Raw genomic sequence first — 18,499 nt, forward strand, 5'->3', positions numbered from 1 at the left:
GTTGCCATGACATTCGTTACAACGAAGGACGGAACGAACATCTTCTACAAGGACTGGGGTCCGAAGGATGCGCAGCCGCTCGTTTTCCATCACGGCTGGCCACTCTCGGCCGACGATTGGGACAACCAGATGCTGTTCTTCCTTGCGAAAGGCTTTCGCGTCATCGCGCACGATCGCCGCGGCCACGGCCGTTCGAGCCAGGTCAGCGAAGGCCACGATATGGATCACTATGCTGCGGATGCCTCGGCGGTGGTCGAACATCTCGATCTGAAGAACGCCGTCCACATCGGCCATTCGACCGGTGGGGGCCAGGTTGCAAGATATGTCGCCAAGTATGGCCAACCGCAGGGGCGCGTGTCCAAGGCGGTGCTGATCAGCTCTGTCCCCCCGTTGATGGTGAAGACGGAGTCCAACCCAGGCGGCACGCCGATCGAGGTGTTCGATGACTTTCGATCCCAGCTTGCCGCCAACAGATCGCAGTTCTACCTCGACGTGCCGACGGGACCGTTCTACGGCTTCAATCGTCTCCTCGCCAAATCCTCCGACGCCATTATCCGGAATTGGTGGCGTCAGGGCATGATGGGAAGCGCCAAGGCCCACTACGAAGGGATCAAAGCCTTCTCTGAAACCGACCAGACCGAGGACTTGAAGTCGATCACCGTGCGGACCTTGGTCCTCCAAGGCGACGACGATCAGGTCGTGCCCTACAAGAACGCGGCGCTGCTGCAGGACAAGCTACTGCCGAACAGCACGCTCAAAGTCTATCCGGGCTATCCGCACGGCATGCACACAACGAATGCCGACGCGATCAATGCTGATCTACTCGCCTTCATCCGAGGATGAACTGAACCCGAGGGGCGAGACGAACCGACTGCCGGCGCCATGAGAGCCCGCTCCGGCGTCGACAGCCGCCACCCCATCTCGGCACGCCGAGGGCTCTCGTCACCCGGTTGGCAGTTCGGATGCCGCAATTTCAAAAGGCAAGCGCGTGCAGACGATCCTTGGTGCGAATGGTCAGATTGCAGTAGAGCTGGCGCGGGAGCTCCGACGTGCCTACACGAACGACTTGCGGCTCGTAAGTCGTAGACCGCGCAAGGTGAATGACACCGACAGTCTCATCTCCGCCAACCTCCTTGACCCGCAGCAGACGATGGAAGCTGTCAAGGGAAGCCGCGTCGTCTACTTCACTGCCGGCTTGCCGCCGGACACGCGGATTTGGGAGACACAGTTCCCGGTGATGCTGAAAAACTCACTGGATGCCTGTCGCGTGGCAGGCGCCAGCTTCGCCTATTTCGACAACACCTACATGTATCCGCAGGATAGCCGGCTGCAGACGGAGGAGACGCCATTCGAGCCGGTCGGACGCAAGGGCAACGTGCGCGCGACCATGGCGTCCATGGTGCTCGAGGAGATGGCGCGAGGAGACATTCCCGTGCTCATTGGCAGGGCGCCCGAATTCTACGGACCCGGCAAGACGCAGAGCTTTACGAACGCTCTGGTCATCGACAGACTCTTGAAGGGAAAGAGGGCTTTAGTGCCCGTGCGCGCCGATACGCGGCGCACCCTGATTTGGACACCCGATGCGAGTCGTTCGCTGGCTGCGTTGGGCAATGCGTCGGAGGCGTTCGGACAGACATGGCATTTGCCCTGCTGTGATGATCGGCCGACCTACAAGGAGCTCGCCACCACGGCAAGCTCGGTTTTCGGAAGCAAAGCTTCCTACGGCGTTGTTCCGAAATGGGCCTTTGTCGTTGCCGGCGTCTTCTCTCCGCAAGTGCGCGAAATAAGGGAATTACTGCCGCGATATGAGCAGGACAACTTGTTCGACTCAGCGAAGTTCAAGCGCCGGTTTCCCGACTTCGACGTGACGACGTATCGCAAGGGCCTGGATCTGATCCATCAGGAATGGTCGACCGAGGCACAGCGGAAATCGGGCATTCCGCAAAGTGACGCTTTCTGAACTATGCCGAATTCCGTTGGCGATCCTTATCGGAAATCCCGCGGTTTGATCATGATGCTCGGCATAGTCTCAGGCTCGGGATAAGACCCCTTATGCCGAGATCGGCATAACGGGTCCACGAGGTTGCGCGGCTTGGGCAATCCGCGCGGATCGGGAGCCGGCGAACCATGATGGAATTCGTCACCGCGGCCATGCGGAAGCGGAAACGCCGCTTCACGGGCGCCCACGCTCGCGAGCTCTCCTGAAAGGTCGGTCAGATGGTGCGCGACAACGTGGACCACCTCGCCCTCGCATTGAACCCTGCCTCTGACACCGATCATGCCGGCGCCGAGCACGACGCGACGATATTTTTCGAATACAGCCGTCCAAATGACGAGATTGGCGACGGCGGTCTCATCCTCGATGGTCATGAACATGACACCTTTCGCGGACCCTGGCCGCTGGCGCACGAGCACGAGACCCGCGACGTCGACCCAGCGTCGATCGCGACAGGCCACGGCGTCAGCGCAGGTCATGATGCGCCGACGGGCAAGGTCGGCGCGAAGGAAGGACACCGGATGCTGGCGCAAGGTCAGTCCGGTATGGCCATAATCCTCCACGACTTCGCTGCCTGCCGTCATCGGCCGCAGCGACACGACCGGCTCCGTCTGCTCGGCGATCGGTTCGGCTTCGCGGATTGAAGCGGCCGCGAACAGCGGAAGCGGGTCGTCCCGCAATGCCTTGATCGCCCAAAGGGCCTCGCGCCGCGCAAGGCCGAGCGAGGGTCGGAACGCATCGGCGTGGGCGAGCTCCACCAGAGCGGCCGCGGGAATGCCGGCCCGCCGCCAAATGTCATCGACCGAGGCGAAGGGCTTGTCTGCACGACAGGCGATGAGACGCGCAGCCTCGGCGTTGCCGAGCCCCTTCACCAGCCGCAATCCGACGCGGACGGCGAAGCGGCCGTCGTCGCCATCATGCGGTTCGAGGATGGAATCCCAGCGTGAGGCATTGATGCAAACCGGGCGGATGTCCACGCCGTGCTGCTGCGCGTCGCGCACGATCTGCGCTGGTGCGTAGAATCCCATCGGCTGCGCATTGAGCAGTGCCGCGCAGAACACGTCGGGGTGCCAACATTTCATCCAGGATGACGCGTAAGCGATCAGCGCGAAGCTTGCGGCGTGCGATTCCGGAAAGCCATAGCTGCCGAACCCTTCAAGTTGCGAAAACGTCCTTTCGGCAAAGTCGCGGGCGTAGCCGTTGGCCACCATGCCGGCAATCAGCTTCTCTCCGAATTTCGAGACACCGCCCGTATGCTTGAATGTCGCCATGGCGCGGCGCAATTGATCGGCTTCGCCTGCGGTGAAGCCGGCGCACTCGATCGCCACCCGCATCGCCTGTTCCTGAAACAGCGGAACGCCGAGCGTCTTGCCGAGCACGGCCTCAAGCTCAGGTTTGGGATAGACGACGTCCTCCTTGCCTTCGCGGCGGCGAAGATAGGGATGGACCATGTCGCCCTGAATCGGTCCCGGACGGACGATCGCGACCTCGATGACGAGATCGTAGAAGGTGCGCGGCTTGATGCGCGGCAGCATCGCCATCTGCGCGCGGCTTTCGATCTGGAACGTGCCCAGCGTATCCGCTTTGCGGATCATCGCGTAAGTGCGTGGATCCTCGGCCGGGATGGTCGCCAGATCGAGGCGAATGTCCTTGTGCTCGGCGAGCAGGTCGAAGGCGCGTCTCAGGCAGGACAGCATGCCCAGCGCCAGCACATCGACTTTCATGAACTTCAGGCTGTCGATGTCGTCCTTGTCCCATTCAATGACTTGGCGGTCTTGCATAGCGGCGGGCTCGATCGGGACGAGTTCGTCCAGCCGGTCCCGCGTCAGCACGAATCCGCCGGGGTGCTGCGACAAATGCCGCGGCGTGCCGACGAGCTGGTGCGCGAGTTCGAGGGCAAGCCGCAGCCGCCGGTCCGCCATGTTGAGATTGAGGCCTTCGGCGTGTTTCGTCTCGACGCCCTCAGACCAGCCCCAGACCTGCGAAGACAGTGTCTTGGTGAGGTCTTCAGGCAGGCCGAGCGCCTTGCCGACATCGCGCAGCGCGCCCTTGGCGCGATAGCGGATGACGGTCGAGCAAAGCGCCGCGCGATCGCGGCCATAGGTCTCGTAGACCCACTGGATCACTTCTTCGCGCCTCTCGTGTTCGAAATCGACATCGATGTCAGGCGGCTCGCGGCGCTCTTCGGAGACGAAGCGCTCGAAGAGCAAGTCATTGCGATCGGGATCGATGCTGGTGACGCCGAGCACGTAACACACGGCTGAATTCGCCGCCGAGCCCCGGCCCTGGCAGAGAATATCCTTGGAGCGCGCGAACCTGACGATGCTGTTGACGGTGAGAAAGTACGGCGCATATTGCAGTCGCTCGATCAGACGCAGTTCGTGCTCGAGGTTTTGACGGACCTTGTCCGGCAGTCCTTCCGGATAGCGTGCGGCCGCTCCCTCCCATGTCAGCTTTTCGAGCGCCTGCTGTGGCGTCAGGTCGGGATAAAGCTTTTCCTCCGGATATTGGTATGCGAGCTCGTCGAGCCGGAATTTGCAGCGCTCCATGATCTCGACGGTGCGGGCAAGCGCCTCCGGGTAGCGCGCGAACAGGCGTTTCATTTCTTCCGGCGGCTTGAGGTAGCGGTCGGCGAAACGTTCGCGGCGATGGCCTAGCTCGTCGATGGTGACGTTGTGCCGGATCGCGGTGACGACGTCCTGCAGGAGCTGCCGCGCCGGCTCATGAAAGAGCACGTCGTTGGTAACGACGGGGGCGACCTTCGCCGCGGTCGCCATCGTCGACAGTTGCCACAGGCGAAGCTGATCATTGGGGCGGCGCCGCAGCGTCAGCGCCAGGTAGGCACGATCGCCGAAGGCCTCGCGCAGGCGCCGGAGCTGCATCGCGCAGGTCTCGTCGGCAACGTCCGGCACCAGGATGATGAGCAGCCCGTCGCCAAAGGCGACAAGGTCGGCCCAGTCGAGATGGCACTTCGCTTTGCCGCCGCGCTTCTTGCCGAGCGATAGCAGCCGGCACAATCGCGCGTAAGCCGGTCGATCGGTAGGGTAGGCAAGAACCGACATGCCATCGGCGAGATCGAGCCGGCAACCGACGACGAGGCGAATGCCGGTTGTCCGTGCGGCCTCGTGCGCACGCACCACGCCGGCGAGAGAATTGCGATCAACGATCCCGAGTGCCTCGATGCCCATCAAGGCGGCCTGCGCGAACAACTCCTCGCAGCTGCTCGCCCCGCGCAGGAACGAGAAATGCGAAGTCACCTGCAGTTCGGCGTAATGCGGACCGCTCATCCGAAAACCCCGTGGATGAACCATCGCTGGCTGCCGGTCTCCGGATGCTCGCCGTCGCCGGAGCGGAACAGCCAGTAGCGTTCGCCGGCATCATCCTCGACCCTGTAGTAATCGCGGATCGCAGCCAGCTCGGCATCGCGCTTCCACCACTCTCCCCGAATGCGTTCCGGCCCGTCGGCGCGACGGATGCGGCGGCGCACGCCGCGCCAGGTGAACCAGACCGGCGGCTGATCCGGCAGCAGCGCCATCGTTACGATCGGCTCGGGCGGGGCAAGGAGCCGCGGCGGCCGGGGCCAGTCTCCTTGCCAGGTGGCGCCGGTTTCCGGCGCGAGCGGCGGGATGCTCGCGATCGTGCGTTCCGGCACGTCGCTCGCAACCGGGGTGAAGCGGCAGAGCCGATGTTCGCCGACGCGGTTGGCAAGCACGTCGATCAGGCCGGAGATGTCAGGATCCGGCGCCTGCACGAGAGAAGACACGGTCTGCCTGGTGTCGAGCGGCTCCGCGAGCACTGCCGCAAGATCCATGATCTCGATTCCGAAGCCTGGATCGACGGCCTCGATCTTGTCGCAAAGCAGACGCGTCAGGCGCTTCACGTCGCGCACCGGCTGCGCCGTGCCGACACGTATCGCCTGGCTCGTATTGTCGACACGATGGAAGAGCAAGTCGAGGCGACGGGCGCCAAGACCCCTGCCCTCAAGATCGGCGCACAAGGCTTCGACGAGATGGGCGGTGTAGCGGGCAATCGTTTCCGCCGCACCGATCGGCTCGGGAAAGGTCCGCCGAACCTCGATGATGGCGGTGGCACGGAACGGCTCGATCGGTTCGGCCGCATGGCCGAGAGCCTGGTCGAGCCGACGACCGATCTGCGGCCCGAAACGCAAGGTCAGCGGCGCGCGCGCCTGATCCAACAGGTCACCGATCCGCTCGAAGCCGAGCGTGCGCAGGCTGGCGACCATCTCAGCGTCGAGCCGAAGCGCGGCGATCGGCAACGGTCGCAACATCGGCTCGAGGCCGCCGGATGGAACGACAAGCGTCGAACGCGAGAGAAATCGCGCCGCGGCGTGGGCCGCACCCCAGGTGTCAGCGATCGCTGCACGCGCCTCGACGCCGGCAGCAGCGAAGCGCTCGGTGAGCGCTGCCAACATCGCCGCTTCACCGCCATGAAGATGATCGGCGCCCGTCGTGTCGATGACCAGCCCATCCGGCGCATCGGGCATGACGATCGGCGAAAGGCGCTGCAATGCCCACAGCGCCAGCTTGTCGAGGCCTTCGGCATCGCCACGCAGGTCGGCATCCATGATGACGAGATCCGGCGCGAGCGCCTGCGCCTTCGCGACCGCCATGCCGGCGCGGAGCCCCAGGCGCGCGGCGTTGGCGTCGAGCGCGGTGACGACACGCCGCCTGTTATCGCGGCTGGCGAGAATGAGCGGCGCATCACGCGGAGGCGATGCGTCGCCCGATGTCCTTCTGAGGCGGTCGGTTGGCCACCTCGGAAGGAAGAGCGATACGACCCGTGACATCGCAAGCTTCCACTTCGAAATCCGCACTTTCTCCGGCCTTGCACCGGATCAGCTCGAGCAGCCATCGCGAGCGGCCGAGCCCCGGCACCGGCAGCGGCGCGGACGGCATGACCGAAACACGCCAGCGGGTGGCGCTCGCCGTCGGCTGTCCGAAATCGCCGGCCTCGGTTTGTCGACGCCAGCGCCGGATCGCGATGCCGATCGTTCCCGAGCTTTCGGCCGCCAGTTGCAAACGCCGCGACGCTGTCATCGACAGGCGCGCGGTCTCCGCGACCACGGCGCCGAGACCGCCATGGCGCAGACCTTCCTCGCAACAGGCGAGGAGCGATTTCTCGTCGCCGGCCTCGACATGGATCAGTCGGTCGGGGTGCAGCCCGGCCTGCGCCAGCGCCGGCATGAACAGGTCGCGCCGCGTGACGATCCAGAGCACCTTGCCCTTGGTCCGCGCCGCGATCCCGGCGGTAAAGAGCGCCGCGGCCGCGCCGTCGACGGCGCCGTTGCCGCCGCCGGCCACCTCATGCAGGCAGCCGAGTGCCAGCCCTCCTCCCGGCAGACGGCGGTCGATCTCGTCGGGGCCGAACGGAAGAAATTCCCGCGCCCGTGCCGATCCGCTTTCGAGGCGTGCGATGCGCCCGCGAAGCTCGGCAATAACAGGACTGGCCGCACGATCCGGCATGGGCGAACGGGTTCTCCGAAGGGCTTTTCAACGGCGCCGTGCGCTGTTATGTTCTTTATTTGTTCTCTCGCGGGAAATGAGTCAATCGGAGTCTTTTCCGAACGGGACGGAACAAGATGAGAGACAGGGTGCGCAGCGTCCGTCGTGTCGCGGATGATCCTTGATTCTGAAGCGGATATCGGGCGGCGGAGATGAATGCGGCGCATCTGGAAAAATTGAACGACAGACAGCGCGCCGCGGTCGAGCACGGCGTCGGCCTGGCTGACGGCAAGACTGCAGGCCCGTTGCTCATCATTGCCGGCGCGGGTTCCGGCAAGACGAATACCCTGGCGCATCGCGTTGCCCATCTTATCGTGCACGGCAGCGACCCGCGTCGCATTCTGTTGATGACGTTCTCGCGCCGTGCGGCATCGGAAATGGCGCGGCGCGTCGAACGGATCTGCGCGCGCGTGCTCGGCGACAAGGCAGGCGTCCTGACGGATGCACTGGCCTGGGCCGGCACGTTCCACGGCATCGGCGCCCGCATCCTGCGCGACTATGCGGCCGAGATCGGCCTCGATCCGCAATTTACGATTCACGATCGTGAGGATTCCGCCGATCTGATGAACCTTGTCCGGCATCAGCTCGGTTTCTCCAAGACCGAGAGCCGGTTTCCGGCCAAGGCAACATGCCTTTCGATCTATTCGCGTGTCGTCAACGCGGAGGCCCCTCTCGCCGAGGTCTTGCGCAGGAATTTCCCATGGTGCGCGCCATGGGAGAAACAGTTGCGCGAGTTGTTCGCGGGCTATGTCGAAGCCAAGCAAGCCCAGAACGTTCTCGACTACGATGACCTCCTGCTCTACTGGGCCCAAACGATGAGCGATCCGGCGCTTGCCGATGACATCGGCAGCCGTTGGGACCACGTCCTGGTCGACGAATACCAGGACACCAACCGCTTGCAGGCGACCATCCTGACCGGTCTGAAGCCGGCCGGACGCGGGCTCACTGTCGTTGGCGACGATGCGCAGGCGATCTATTCGTTTCGCGCCGCGACCGTGCGCAACATCCTCGATTTTCCGAGCGAGTTCTCGCCGCCGGCGAGCGTCATCACGCTCGATCGCAATTACCGCTCGACGCAGCCGATCCTCGCTGCGGCCAACGGCGTGATCGGCTTGGCGAAAGAGCGTTTCACCAAGAACCTCTGGACCGAGCGGGAGTCGCAGGCGCTTCCCTGCCTCGTGACGGTCCGCGACGAAGCCGACCAGGCGCGCTTTGTCGCCGAGGGCGTATTGGAAAACCGCGAGACTGGAATGCGCCTCAAGGAGCAGGCCGTGCTATTTCGCGCGAGCCACCACAGCGGTCCGCTCGAAGTCGAGTTGACCCGACGCAACATTCCCTTCGTCAAGTTCGGCGGGCTCAAGTTTCTCGACAGCGCCCATGTGAAGGACCTGCTTGCAGTCTTGCGCTTCGCGCAGAACATGCGCGATCGCGTCGCCGGATTCCGCGTCATGCAGCTCCTGCCCGGCGTCGGCCCGTCGACGGCGCAGACGGCGCTCGATGCCCTCGCTGAAAGCCCCGAGCCAATCGAGGCGCTCACGGCACTGCCGACGCCGCCACGCGCCTCGGCCGACTGGCCGGATTTCGTCTCGATGCTTTGCGGCTTGCGATCGCGCGCCGCCGGATGGCCGGCGGAGGTCGGACAGGTTCGCGCTTGGTACGAGCCGCATCTCGAGCGCATTCACGAGGATGTCGAGATGCGCCGCGCCGACCTGCTGCAGCTCGAGGACATCGCCGCCGGCTATCCGTCGCGGGAGCGGTTTCTCACCGAGCTTACGCTCGACCCGCCGGACGCGACGTCAGGGCAGGCGGGCGTGCCACTGCTCGACGAGGACTATTTGATCCTGTCGACGATTCATTCCGCCAAGGGACAGGAGTGGAAATCCGTCTTCGTGCTCAATACGGTCGACGGCTGCATTCCGTCAGATCTCGGCACCGGGACTTCCGAAGAGCTCGAGGAAGAGCGGCGTCTTCTGTATGTCGCGATGACGCGGGCCAAAGACAGCCTCAACCTCGTCGTGCCGCAGCGTTTCTTCACACATGGACAAACGCCGACGGGAGATCGCCACGTCTATGCGTCGCGCTCGCGCTTCATTCCGAATAGTCTGCTGCGGTATTTCGCGCGCCGATCATGTCCGATTGCGGCCGCGTCGCAGGAACAGGCAGCGCAGCGCGGGGTTCGCATCGATGTCGGGGCGCGGATGCGCGGCATGTGGCGATAGGAGAGCGTCTGTGTGCAACTTATACAACCTCACCACCACGCGCGATGCCGTGATGCAATTCACCAAGGCCTTCCGCGACAAGGCGGGATGGAACGCCCCATCCTTTGACGTCTATCCGAACACCCTCGCCCCCATTGTGCGCGTCGGCGAGGATGGGCAACGCGAGATCGTGCGCACGACCTGGGGCATGCCGACGCCTCCGGCCTATATCAAGGGCAATTACGACCCTGGCGTCACCAACATCCGCAACGTCAACTCGCCGCATTGGCGGCGCTGGCTTGGCCCGACCAGCCGCTGCGTCGTGCCGTTCACTTCTTTCGCTGAACCCGACCCCGCCAGCAAGGTGCCAGGCGGAAGAGTCCCGAATGCGTGGTTCGCGCAGAACCCCGATCGGCCTCTGATGTTCTTCGCCGGATTCTGGACGCCATGGAAGGGGGTGCGGAAGGTGAAAGACGGCGAGCGGGAATACGAGCTTTACGGATTCCTGACGACCTCGCCGAACGGCATCGTCAAGCCGATCCATCTGAAGGCGATGCCGGCGATCCTGACGACGCCAGAAGAAGTCGAATTGTGGCTGACGGGATCATGGGAAGACGTGAAGCAGCTCCAGCGTCCGTTGCCCGACGACATGCTTGTCATTGTCGAGCCACCCGCGAAACTCAAGGAAGACACCCTGTTGTGACATTGCGCATCGGCAGGATCGCCAAGGCCATGGTTTGTCGATGTCACGCAGCGGCGTGGCGATGATGCTGAGCGAAACGACGCCATCTGACGATCATGCTTCCGCTGGGAGCGAGCCGACTCCCGGTACATCGGCTCGCAAGATCATCCATGTCGACATGGATGCCTTCTACGCCTCGGTCGAACAGCGCGACAATCCCGAACTGCGTGGCAAGCCGGTCGCCGTCGGCGGATCGGCCGCGCGTGGCGTGGTCGCCGCAGCGAGCTACGAGGCGCGAGCCTTTGGCGTCAGATCGGCCCTTCCGTCCGTCACCGCAAAGCGGCGTTGTCCGCAACTGATTTTCGTGACGCCGCGCTTTGAGGTCTATCGCGCGGTATCGGCCCAGATCAGGGAAATCTTCGCGGAGCACACCGATCTGATCGAGCCTTTATCGCTCGACGAAGCTTATCTCGACGTCACTGAGAACAAACAAGGTATCGCCATCGCGACGAAGATCGCGACGATCATTCGGGCCCGGATCAAGGATGTGACCGGACTGAATGCGTCGGCTGGCATCTCCTATTGCAAATTTCTTGCGAAGATGGCGAGCGACCTCAACAAGCCGAATGGCCAGGCGGTGATCACGCCGCGGATGGGGCCGGGGTTCGTCGAAGCGCTTGCCGTGAAGAAATTCCACGGCGTCGGTCCGGCGACGGCGGCGAAGATGGAGCGACTCGGCATTTTGACCGGCGCCGATCTGAAGGCGCGATCCTTGCCCTTCCTGCAAGAGCATTTCGGAAAGTCGGGAGCATGGTACTACCAGATCGCACGCGGGATCGATGAACGGGCAGTCCAACCAGACCGGCCGCGCAAGTCGGTCGGGGCGGAAGATACGTTCGATGCCGACATTGTCGATCTCGATGCTGCACGGACTGAACTCACACCTCTGGTGGCAAAGATTTGGCGTCATTGCGCAGCGAAGCAACTGCGGGCACGCACTGTGACGCTCAAGGTCAAGTATAGCGATTTCGAACAGATCACCCGCAGCCGAACCGTCGCCGAACTCATTCCATCTGCCGAGGAGGTCGAGGCGATGGCTCGCGGGCTTCTTGATCCATTGTTTCCGGTCGAGAAGGGTATTCGCCTGCTTGGAGTGACGTTGTCGTCATTCTCGGACGAGCATGACGCCGTCGAAGAGCAGTTGCGACTGAAGCTCTAAGCGGCAGGACCATGATGGCCTTCGCGATCGGCTTGCGCGGGCAGCCTTGCCGATTTGCAGCTCAGGCACTGGCGCAGCGCTCCCGTCTGATCGTTTCGAGGCGCAGACCCGAGATCATTGTGGCGTCTGCGACGGGCTGCGGCGCATTGCGTCACGGGTGTGGAACCTGACGTTTGACAAGCCGGGCCGGCTTGTCTTCTCGCTCGCCTTCGTAAGAGACGTGCCGCAAGAGGTTATCTTCAGTCCAGGTGAGATAACTGACCTCGACGACCACCTGCGGTTTGACCCAGTGCACGCGCGACAGTTCCAGCGGCGAGCCGAACCGACTTGTTCTGGGGGGCGGGATATCGAGGGGCATGCGCGTCGCCTTCAGCGGCGCCAGCCGACGCGACATTCGTTTCAGCTCCGCGACGGCGAGGCCTGCGCCGACACGACCGGCGTATCTGAGACTCCCGTCGTCAGTGTAATAGCCGAGAAGAAGCGAACCGATGTGGGGGCGGCTTCCTTTCGGGTCGGTCCAACCGACGACCACGAATTCCTCGCGATTGAGACATTTCGATTTGACCCAAATCCCGCGGTCGCCGGGTGCGTAGGCCCGATCGACTCGCTTGGAAACCGTTCCCTCAAGAGCCATCCGGCACGCGTGCTCATGAAATCTAGGGCCATCGCCGACGATGTGTTCGGTGAAATGCACGCCCGGGGTCGGCTTTGCAAACACGGCTTGCAAGCGCGTCTTGCGTTCGACGAGAGGCAATTGTGTCGTGCTCTCTCCATTCAAGAACAGAAGATCGAACGCATAGAAAACCAGATCACCGGTGCGGCCCTCGTCCATCGCCGCCTGTAGCCGACTGAAAGACGTCACCCCGTCGGGGCGGACCGCGCAGAGCTCGCCGTCCAGGTAAGCGGTCTTCACCGGGAGATCGCGGAGCGCCGAGATGGTGGCCCGATAGCGATGGCTCCAGTCGAGACCCGTGCGGGTCAGAAGACGGATATCGTCGCCGTCGATGCGCGCGTGCATTCGATAGCCGTCGAATTTGATCTCGTGAAGCCAGTTTGGTCCCTCGGGGGGCTGGTCCACAAGCCGCGTCAGTTGTGGTTTGACCCAGCTCGGCGGAGCCTTGCCTTGAGGATTACGACGTGTGTCTGCTTTCCGCGGCATTCCGGTTTCTCCGCGCTGATGGCCGCGGGCGTAAAGCAACAGCCTGTCGCTAGGGCCCTCTTCAGGGCATTATGGAGCGACGCGTCGAGCCTGACCAATTTATATATTTCGATCGCAGCGGGAACCTTTCATTGCTTGTCTCGCGTCATGGAGCCGCCGGCGCGGAATGGGATCATCGGCCAGGCGCACCGCCAGACGGCGAGCACGGGTGATGGTTCAGCGGGCCGTTGCGACTATGGCGGCGGCGTCCAAGGGCTGGAGCGGCGACGCCGCTTCAGACCATTCGACATCCGGCTCTTTCTCGCAGACCTGTCGTTGCGCAAGCAGTGCCGGCACCTCGTCCCCCGGAACGGCCTTGCTGATCAAGAACCCCTGGGCTTCGGTGCAACTGTGGCGCTCGAGGAATGCGAGCTGGGCCTCCGTCTCGACGCCCTCACCCGTCGTGCGCATCCCAAGCCCGTTGCACATTGTTATGATCGATCGGAGAACGACGTCGCTCTGGTCGCATCGCTCGATCTCGGCAATGAGCGATCGGTCGAGCTTCACCTTGTCGAACGGGAATTTCAACAAGTAGCTGAGCGATGAATACCCCGTTCCAAAATCGTCCATTGCGATGCTGACACCCAATTCCCTCAGCCGTTGCAGTATCGACAAGGTCTCTGCAACATCCTCCAACAACGATCCTTCGGTAATTTCGAGTTGCAGGCGCCCCGCCGCCAGACCGGACTCGGTGAGGGCATTGCGGACGGTATCCACCAAATCCTGTCGTGCGAACTGGACCGGCGACAGGTTCACAGCGATTGAAATCTCGGCCGGCCATGTCGCGGCCTGCCGGCAGGCCGTCGCCAATGCCCATTGACCGAGCGAATGAATCAGGCCCATCTTTTCCGCAGCCGGAATGAAGTCACTGGGCGATACAAACGAGCCGTCGGCCCGGCGCCAGCGTAGCAGGGCTTCGAACGCACAAATCCGTCCCGACCCCGCATTAATTAGGGGCTGATAGAAGACCGCGATTTCGTGGTTCGCCATGGCATATCTGAGGTCCAGATCTAGCACGCGCCGCCGCTGCAACACGTCGTGGAGTTGAGGTTCGAAGAAGCGGAAACAATTGCGACCGTCCGCCTTGGCTTTGTAGAGCGCGAGATCGGCACATTTCAGCAAACTTTCGGCGTCCGTTCCATCATCGGGGGCGAGGGCGACACCGATACTGCAGCCGATATGGAGCTGGTGTCCGGCGATCTCAAAGGGTCGGCTCAATCGGGCGACAATGCGCTCGCACAGCACCTCCGCTGCCTCGAGCCCGCGGGTCAGCGGCTGGATGATTGCAAACTCATCACCTCCGAGCCTGGCGATCGAATCGCTTGTGCGACAGCAACGCCGGATGCGGGAGGTGACCGCCTGCAACAGCGCGTCTCCAACCTGATGCCCCCAGGTGTCGTTGACATTCTTGAAGTAATCCAGATCGAGAAACAGCACCGCGTGCGGCAGGCCTTGAGCAGCAGCGCGGACAGCATTGTCAAGGCGCTCGCGAAACTCCGTCCGATTTTTCAGACCGGTCAAGCCATCGTGACGCGCCATGTGGAAGATCTGCGCTTCAGCGCGGCGCCGTTCGGTAATATCCACGGCCGTCATCAGGCAGCCGTCGTCCGGGCTGCGGTCGAAACCGACGAGCAACGAGCGATGATTGTTGATGTCCCACGTGGCAGACATGGCCTCGGAGGCGTCTTCATTCATGTTGAGTGACGCCTTGAGACGGCGGACATTCTTCATCGTGACCGAACCACTCGCGATTGCTGCACGCACAACAACGGCGAGCGAGCAGCCGGTTTTCACTCGCTCGGGGGAGAGACCGAAGACCTCTCGGAAGCTGGGGTTGATGACGATCAGCCGATGGTTGCGGTCGAACATGATCAGGCATTGCGCCATTGCGTTCACTGCGATGGTGAAACGCCTGTTCTCCGTCGCAACGGCGCGGTCGATCTCGGCTTTGACAAGCGACGCCTCCAGGCTCTTCAGCCGGTTGCGCCCTTTGATATAGCGAAAGACGACGAAGAGCCCGAGCACGACGGCCAAATCCAGCAGGACGGCGATAAACGCAATGAAACGTTGTTGCTCGCGCAATGGCGCCAGCACGGCGTCGATCGATCGAGAGATGCTGACGATGATCGGGTAGTGCGGAAGACGATCAAAGGCGAAGATGCGGTCCATGCCATCGATCGCACTCACGCCCCGCGTGGTGCCGCGGTCCCGCCCCTGCTGCCACAACTGGCGGGAGACCGAGTTTGGCACCGTTCCCACAGCGCCCTCGATTTCAGGATGCCGAACGAGCAGCACGCCTGTGAGGTCGAACATTGACACGACCGCATCGGGCTGCTGCGCAATGACCGAGAAGTATCGCGCGAAATAGGAGAACCTCATTTCGCCGAGCAGCACGCCGAGAAAGACGCCTGTTGGCGAGGTGATCCGCCGCGCCACATAGATGGTCCATTCGCCATTCGCGCGGTTGACCAGAGGCTGCGTTACGAAGCGATCCGGTCCCTCTGCGCTGCTGATGACGTGAAAATACTCTCGGTCCGATAAATCTCGATATGGCATGGGCCAATAATACGTCGAGTTCACCAGCATGCCGCGGTTATCGACAAGCGTAAGACCGCCGATGAAGGGAATCGCGCTGACGCGCGCCGTCAACATAGTGTGCATGGTCGATGTTGAGGCCATGTCGACGAACTGCTGTTCTGCCGCGACGTTGTCTGCACGCAGTTGGGCCAGCACGCCATCCTGAACCGCCTCGAGCACCGCGAAGGAACTCTCAAGATGCGCCGATAACAGCGTCGCGTATGTCGCAAGTTCGCTTGTGTTGTCGGAGATCTCGCGATCGCGCAGATGCCGCACCAGCAGCATGGCCGCAATCGTGATTGAAACAGCCAGGCAAATGCCGGTCACTGCCGCGATCGTAATCGGACGCGACGAGATGAGGCGGTAAAGGAAAGAACGAACAGCGACGGGCATGGAGCGATATCGGAGTGAGGATAGATTGCTCTCACTGTTGTAGTGCACGCGCCGAAATACCCGGTTAAATGAGGTTGGCGAAAGCAACGGATGTGATCGGCCAATGGTGACGAAATGAAACGCTCCGCCGCGCGACGTGACGAATTATGCGTTGTTCTTGCATCACCCGCCTAACAACTTTGCGGAGACCGCCAAGTCGCCGCGGCCTGAGATCGGCTTGTTGATGAGCGACACTGGGCGGATTGGCCTAAGCCGCATCAGCTCAGTCGCAGGGTGAGCGGACGTCGATTTGAAGCCCGGACCGCGGGCCGTCTCGATCGCGCGCGTTTCCTTGCATCTGTGGAGCGTGGAGAGAGGCAATTTTTCGACGCGAAAGCCTTTGCGTATCGACCGCATGCGGTCGCGCTGCACGGCGCAAGGACGCGAGCATCGACGTTGCCCTATCCTCATCTGCCGTCGCGCGAGAGGCCGCGGGTGTCGATGCTTACGCGCGGCGGCGCCGGCTGGCGATTTCGTGGGCAATGCGGATGGCGGCGATCAGACTGTCGGGTCGGGCAACGCCCTTCCCGGCCACGTCGAAGCCCGTGCCGTGGTCGGGCGAGGTCCGCACGATCGGCAGGCCTAAGGTAATGTTCACGCCGCTCCAGAAGTCGAGCATCTTGACCGGGATCAGGGCCTGGTCGTGGTACATGCAGACCGCTGTGTCGTAGGTCCTTCGAGCCTCCGCATGAAACAAGGTGTCGGCGGGCTTTGGACCCACCGCATCGATGCCAAGGGCTCGCAGCTGGGTCACCGCGGGGATGATCACCTCGATCTCCTCACGCCCGATCTGGCCGCTCTCGCCGGCGTGCGGATTGAGCCCGGCAACCGCGAGGCGCGGACGGGCGATGCCGAAGTCGCTCTTCAGAGCCTCGGCGGTCACCGCGGCGGTGTGGACGATGCGCTCGACGGTCAGCAGCGAGGGGACTTTCGCGTAGGGTTCGTGGATCGTGACGAGAACGGTGCGCAGATCGCCCGAGGCCAGCATCATCACCGGGCCGCGCCTGGTCAGGCCCAAAGGGCTTGGGATCGGTTTGCCCCGCGTCAGCTCGGCGAGGAATTCGGTATGACCGGGGAATTTGAACCCCGCCTCATAGAGTGGCGCCTTGGCGATTGGCGCCGTGACGACGCCCGCGGCCTCGCCCGCAAGGCACAGCTCCACCGCGCTCTCGATCCAGGCGACGATCGCCGGCGCATGGTCGGCGGAGGCTTGGCCAGCTGACACCGGCGCCCGCACCGGCCGGTCCAGGACCGGCAGCGCGTCAGCAAAGCGGGCCGCCCCTTCGGACATGGTGGACACGCCGTGCACCGGTGCGCCTTGCGCCACCAGGACAGCGGCGTCTCCGATGACGGTGAACGCGGGCCCTGTACCTTTGAGCGCCGCCCACGCCTTGGCCACGATTTCCGGCCCGACCCCGGCGGGGTCGCCGAGCGTCAGCGCCAGAGGCTTGGTGCAGCGATCTGGAGTGGCACCTCCGTCGTGGTGACGGACAGCTAAATCGACCTCGGACATTGGCTCTACGCCTCAAGCGCCGTGTGAAACATTCCGTGCGGGACGGCGCATGTTGATGTCGCGGGCACGGGGGACATCCGGCGCTCCTTCAGTGGAGGACGATTTGGGCTGCGAAGTCCAGCAAGCGGTGGGCATAGCCCCATTCGTTGTCGTACCAGGCGACCAGCTTGGTCAGCCCGGCAGAGCTCTGCATCCCGGCCAGGGCGTCGAAAATGGCGCTGTGAGGATTCCCGCACATATCGATCGAAACGACTGGCTCATCGCAATATTCGATTATGCCCCGGTAGGAGTGCGCCGCCGCTTCGCGCACCGCGGCGCAGATGTCTGCGTAGGACGTCTTGGATCGCAGCCGGCAGGTCAGGTCTATCATCGCCACGTTCGCTGTGGGCACGCGCACCGCTATGCCATCCATGCGTCCGCGAAGAGCCGGAATGACCCTGCCGACCATGCGGGCTGCACTGGTCTTCACCGGGATCACATTGTTGAAGACGCTGCGCCCGTAACGCCAGTCGTCAGGCGCGGCGCCGTCCACGGTATTTTGGGCCGCCGTCACGCCGTGGACGGTCAGCATCAGCGCTTCCTCAAGCCCGAAGAGATCGTTGACGAGCTTGGCCAACGGCGCCACGCAATTGGTGGTACAGGACGCATTCGAGACGATGGCCTGCCCGGCATAGTCCGAAGCGTTCACTCCCATGATGAACACCGGCGTATCGTCTTCCGGCGGTGCCGAGAACAACACCTTCGCCGCGCCCGCCTGTAAGTGGCGCTGCGCTTGCGCCGAGGTCAGGAAGCGCCCGGTCGATTCAATGACGAGATCTATTCCCGCATCGCTCCACCCGATGGCGCCTGGGTCCTTTTCCTTGAACGCGACAACTTCGCGCCCATCGACGCACAACGAGCTTTTGTCTGCAGCGACCTGTCCGTTAAAGCGGCCATGAACACTGTCATATTTCAGAAGGTAGGCCAGGTGATCGATGGGGAGCAGGTCATTGACGGCGACGATCTCGACATCCTCCCGAGTCATTGCGGCCCGAAAAACCATACGCCCAATGCGGCCGAAGCCATTGATTCCGACCCGAACCTTGGACGTCAATTCCGAGCCCTCATCTTCGTCATCACCAAGCGGGGAGCGAGGAAGAGTGCGCATGTCGGCACTCCGATC

At 63.0% G+C, this 18,499-nt stretch carries 12 protein-coding genes; 5 read left to right on the top strand and 7 right to left on the bottom strand.

Features of this window, described 5'->3' with window-relative positions; all coding sequences use genetic code 11:
* Positions 1-6: 6 nt before the first annotated feature.
* Both QM712_RS20705 and QM712_RS20710 read left to right on the top strand, forming a co-directional pair.
* On the top strand, positions 7-843 hold the full coding sequence (locus QM712_RS20705; protein ID WP_415024995.1) for an alpha/beta fold hydrolase: 837 nt from the start codon (positions 7-9) through the stop codon (positions 841-843).
* A 145-nt stretch (positions 844-988) separates the two neighbouring features.
* Complete coding sequence (locus tag QM712_RS20710) at positions 989-1,960, top strand: NAD-dependent epimerase/dehydratase family protein (RefSeq protein ID WP_415024996.1); 972 nt, start codon at positions 989-991, stop codon at positions 1,958-1,960.
* 26 nt (positions 1,961-1,986) lie between these two features.
* Here QM712_RS20710 and QM712_RS20715 read toward each other — a convergent pair whose 3' ends face one another.
* The 3 genes from QM712_RS20715 to QM712_RS20725 are packed head-to-tail and all read right to left on the bottom strand — an operon-like array spanning position 1,987 to position 7,479.
* Complete coding sequence (locus QM712_RS20715; protein ID WP_415024997.1) at positions 1,987-5,283, bottom strand: error-prone DNA polymerase; 3,297 nt, start codon at positions 5,281-5,283, stop codon at positions 1,987-1,989.
* Positions 5,280-6,803 carry a Y-family DNA polymerase gene (locus QM712_RS20720; RefSeq protein ID WP_415024998.1) on the bottom strand — a complete coding sequence of 508 codons (1,524 nt, stop codon included), beginning with the start codon at positions 6,801-6,803 and terminating at the stop codon, positions 5,280-5,282. The genes QM712_RS20715 and QM712_RS20720 overlap by 4 nt, the downstream gene beginning before the upstream one ends.
* Positions 6,718-7,479: an ImuA family protein gene (locus tag QM712_RS20725; RefSeq protein WP_415024999.1), complete on the bottom strand. Its 762-nt coding sequence runs from the start codon at positions 7,477-7,479 to the stop codon at positions 6,718-6,720. The genes QM712_RS20720 and QM712_RS20725 overlap by 86 nt, the downstream gene beginning before the upstream one ends.
* 191 nt (positions 7,480-7,670) lie before the next feature.
* Between QM712_RS20725 and QM712_RS20730 the strand changes: the two genes are divergently transcribed.
* The 3 genes from QM712_RS20730 (at position 7,671) to dinB (ending at position 11,617) form a co-directional block, all read left to right on the top strand.
* Positions 7,671-9,737, top strand: a complete 2,067-nt coding sequence (locus tag QM712_RS20730) for an ATP-dependent helicase (protein WP_415025000.1) — start codon at positions 7,671-7,673, stop codon at positions 9,735-9,737.
* Positions 9,738-9,747: 10 nt separating this feature from the next.
* Positions 9,748-10,419 carry an SOS response-associated peptidase gene (locus QM712_RS20735; protein ID WP_415025029.1) on the top strand — a complete coding sequence of 224 codons (672 nt, stop codon included), beginning with the start codon at positions 9,748-9,750 and terminating at the stop codon, positions 10,417-10,419.
* 157 nt (positions 10,420-10,576) lie between these two features.
* Positions 10,577-11,617 (top strand): DNA polymerase IV, encoded by a 1,041-nt coding sequence (gene dinB, locus QM712_RS20740; protein ID WP_415025030.1) that lies wholly within the window; start codon positions 10,577-10,579, stop codon positions 11,615-11,617.
* 151 nt (positions 11,618-11,768) lie between these two features.
* Here the strand turns inward: dinB and ligD are convergent, their stop codons facing one another.
* From ligD to gap, 4 genes are all read right to left on the bottom strand, one after another.
* Positions 11,769-12,776: a non-homologous end-joining DNA ligase gene (gene ligD / locus QM712_RS20745; protein WP_415025001.1), complete on the bottom strand. Its 1,008-nt coding sequence runs from the start codon at positions 12,774-12,776 to the stop codon at positions 11,769-11,771.
* 216 nt (positions 12,777-12,992) lie between these two features.
* On the bottom strand, positions 12,993-15,785 hold the full coding sequence (locus QM712_RS20750; RefSeq protein ID WP_415025002.1) for an EAL domain-containing protein: 2,793 nt from the start codon (positions 15,783-15,785) through the stop codon (positions 12,993-12,995).
* 484 nt (positions 15,786-16,269) lie between these two features.
* Complete coding sequence (pdxA, locus tag QM712_RS20755; protein ID WP_415025003.1) at positions 16,270-17,337, bottom strand: 4-hydroxythreonine-4-phosphate dehydrogenase PdxA; 1,068 nt, start codon at positions 17,335-17,337, stop codon at positions 16,270-16,272.
* Positions 17,338-17,425: 88 nt separating this feature from the next.
* Positions 17,426-18,484, bottom strand: coding sequence for a type I glyceraldehyde-3-phosphate dehydrogenase (gap, locus tag QM712_RS20760; protein ID WP_415025004.1), 1,059 nt, complete (start codon positions 18,482-18,484; stop codon positions 17,426-17,428).
* Positions 18,485-18,499: the final 15 nt, after the last annotated feature.

Origin of the sequence: Bradyrhizobium sp., assembly GCF_047605465.1 — a bacterium.
Classification (GTDB): Bacteria; Pseudomonadota; Alphaproteobacteria; order Rhizobiales; family Xanthobacteraceae; genus Bradyrhizobium.

Coding starts and splice junctions, on each gene's coding strand:
- QM712_RS20705 (WP_415024995.1), top strand. CDS start 7: ATGACATTCGTTACAACGAAGGACGGAACGAACATCTTCTACAAGGAC.
- QM712_RS20715 (WP_415024997.1), bottom strand. CDS start 5,283: ATGAGCGGTCCGCATTACGCCGAACTGCAGGTGACTTCGCATTTCTCG.
- QM712_RS20720 (WP_415024998.1), bottom strand. CDS start 6,803: ATGTCACGGGTCGTATCGCTCTTCCTTCCGAGGTGGCCAACCGACCGC.
- QM712_RS20725 (WP_415024999.1), bottom strand. CDS start 7,479: ATGCCGGATCGTGCGGCCAGTCCTGTTATTGCCGAGCTTCGCGGGCGC.
- QM712_RS20730 (WP_415025000.1), top strand. CDS start 7,671: ATGAATGCGGCGCATCTGGAAAAATTGAACGACAGACAGCGCGCCGCG.
- dinB (WP_415025030.1), top strand. CDS start 10,577: ATGGATGCCTTCTACGCCTCGGTCGAACAGCGCGACAATCCCGAACTG.
- ligD (WP_415025001.1), bottom strand. CDS start 12,776: ATGCCGCGGAAAGCAGACACACGTCGTAATCCTCAAGGCAAGGCTCCG.
- QM712_RS20750 (WP_415025002.1), bottom strand. CDS start 15,785: ATGCCCGTCGCTGTTCGTTCTTTCCTTTACCGCCTCATCTCGTCGCGT.
- pdxA (WP_415025003.1), bottom strand. CDS start 17,337: ATGTCCGAGGTCGATTTAGCTGTCCGTCACCACGACGGAGGTGCCACT.
- gap (WP_415025004.1), bottom strand. CDS start 18,484: ATGCGCACTCTTCCTCGCTCCCCGCTTGGTGATGACGAAGATGAGGGC.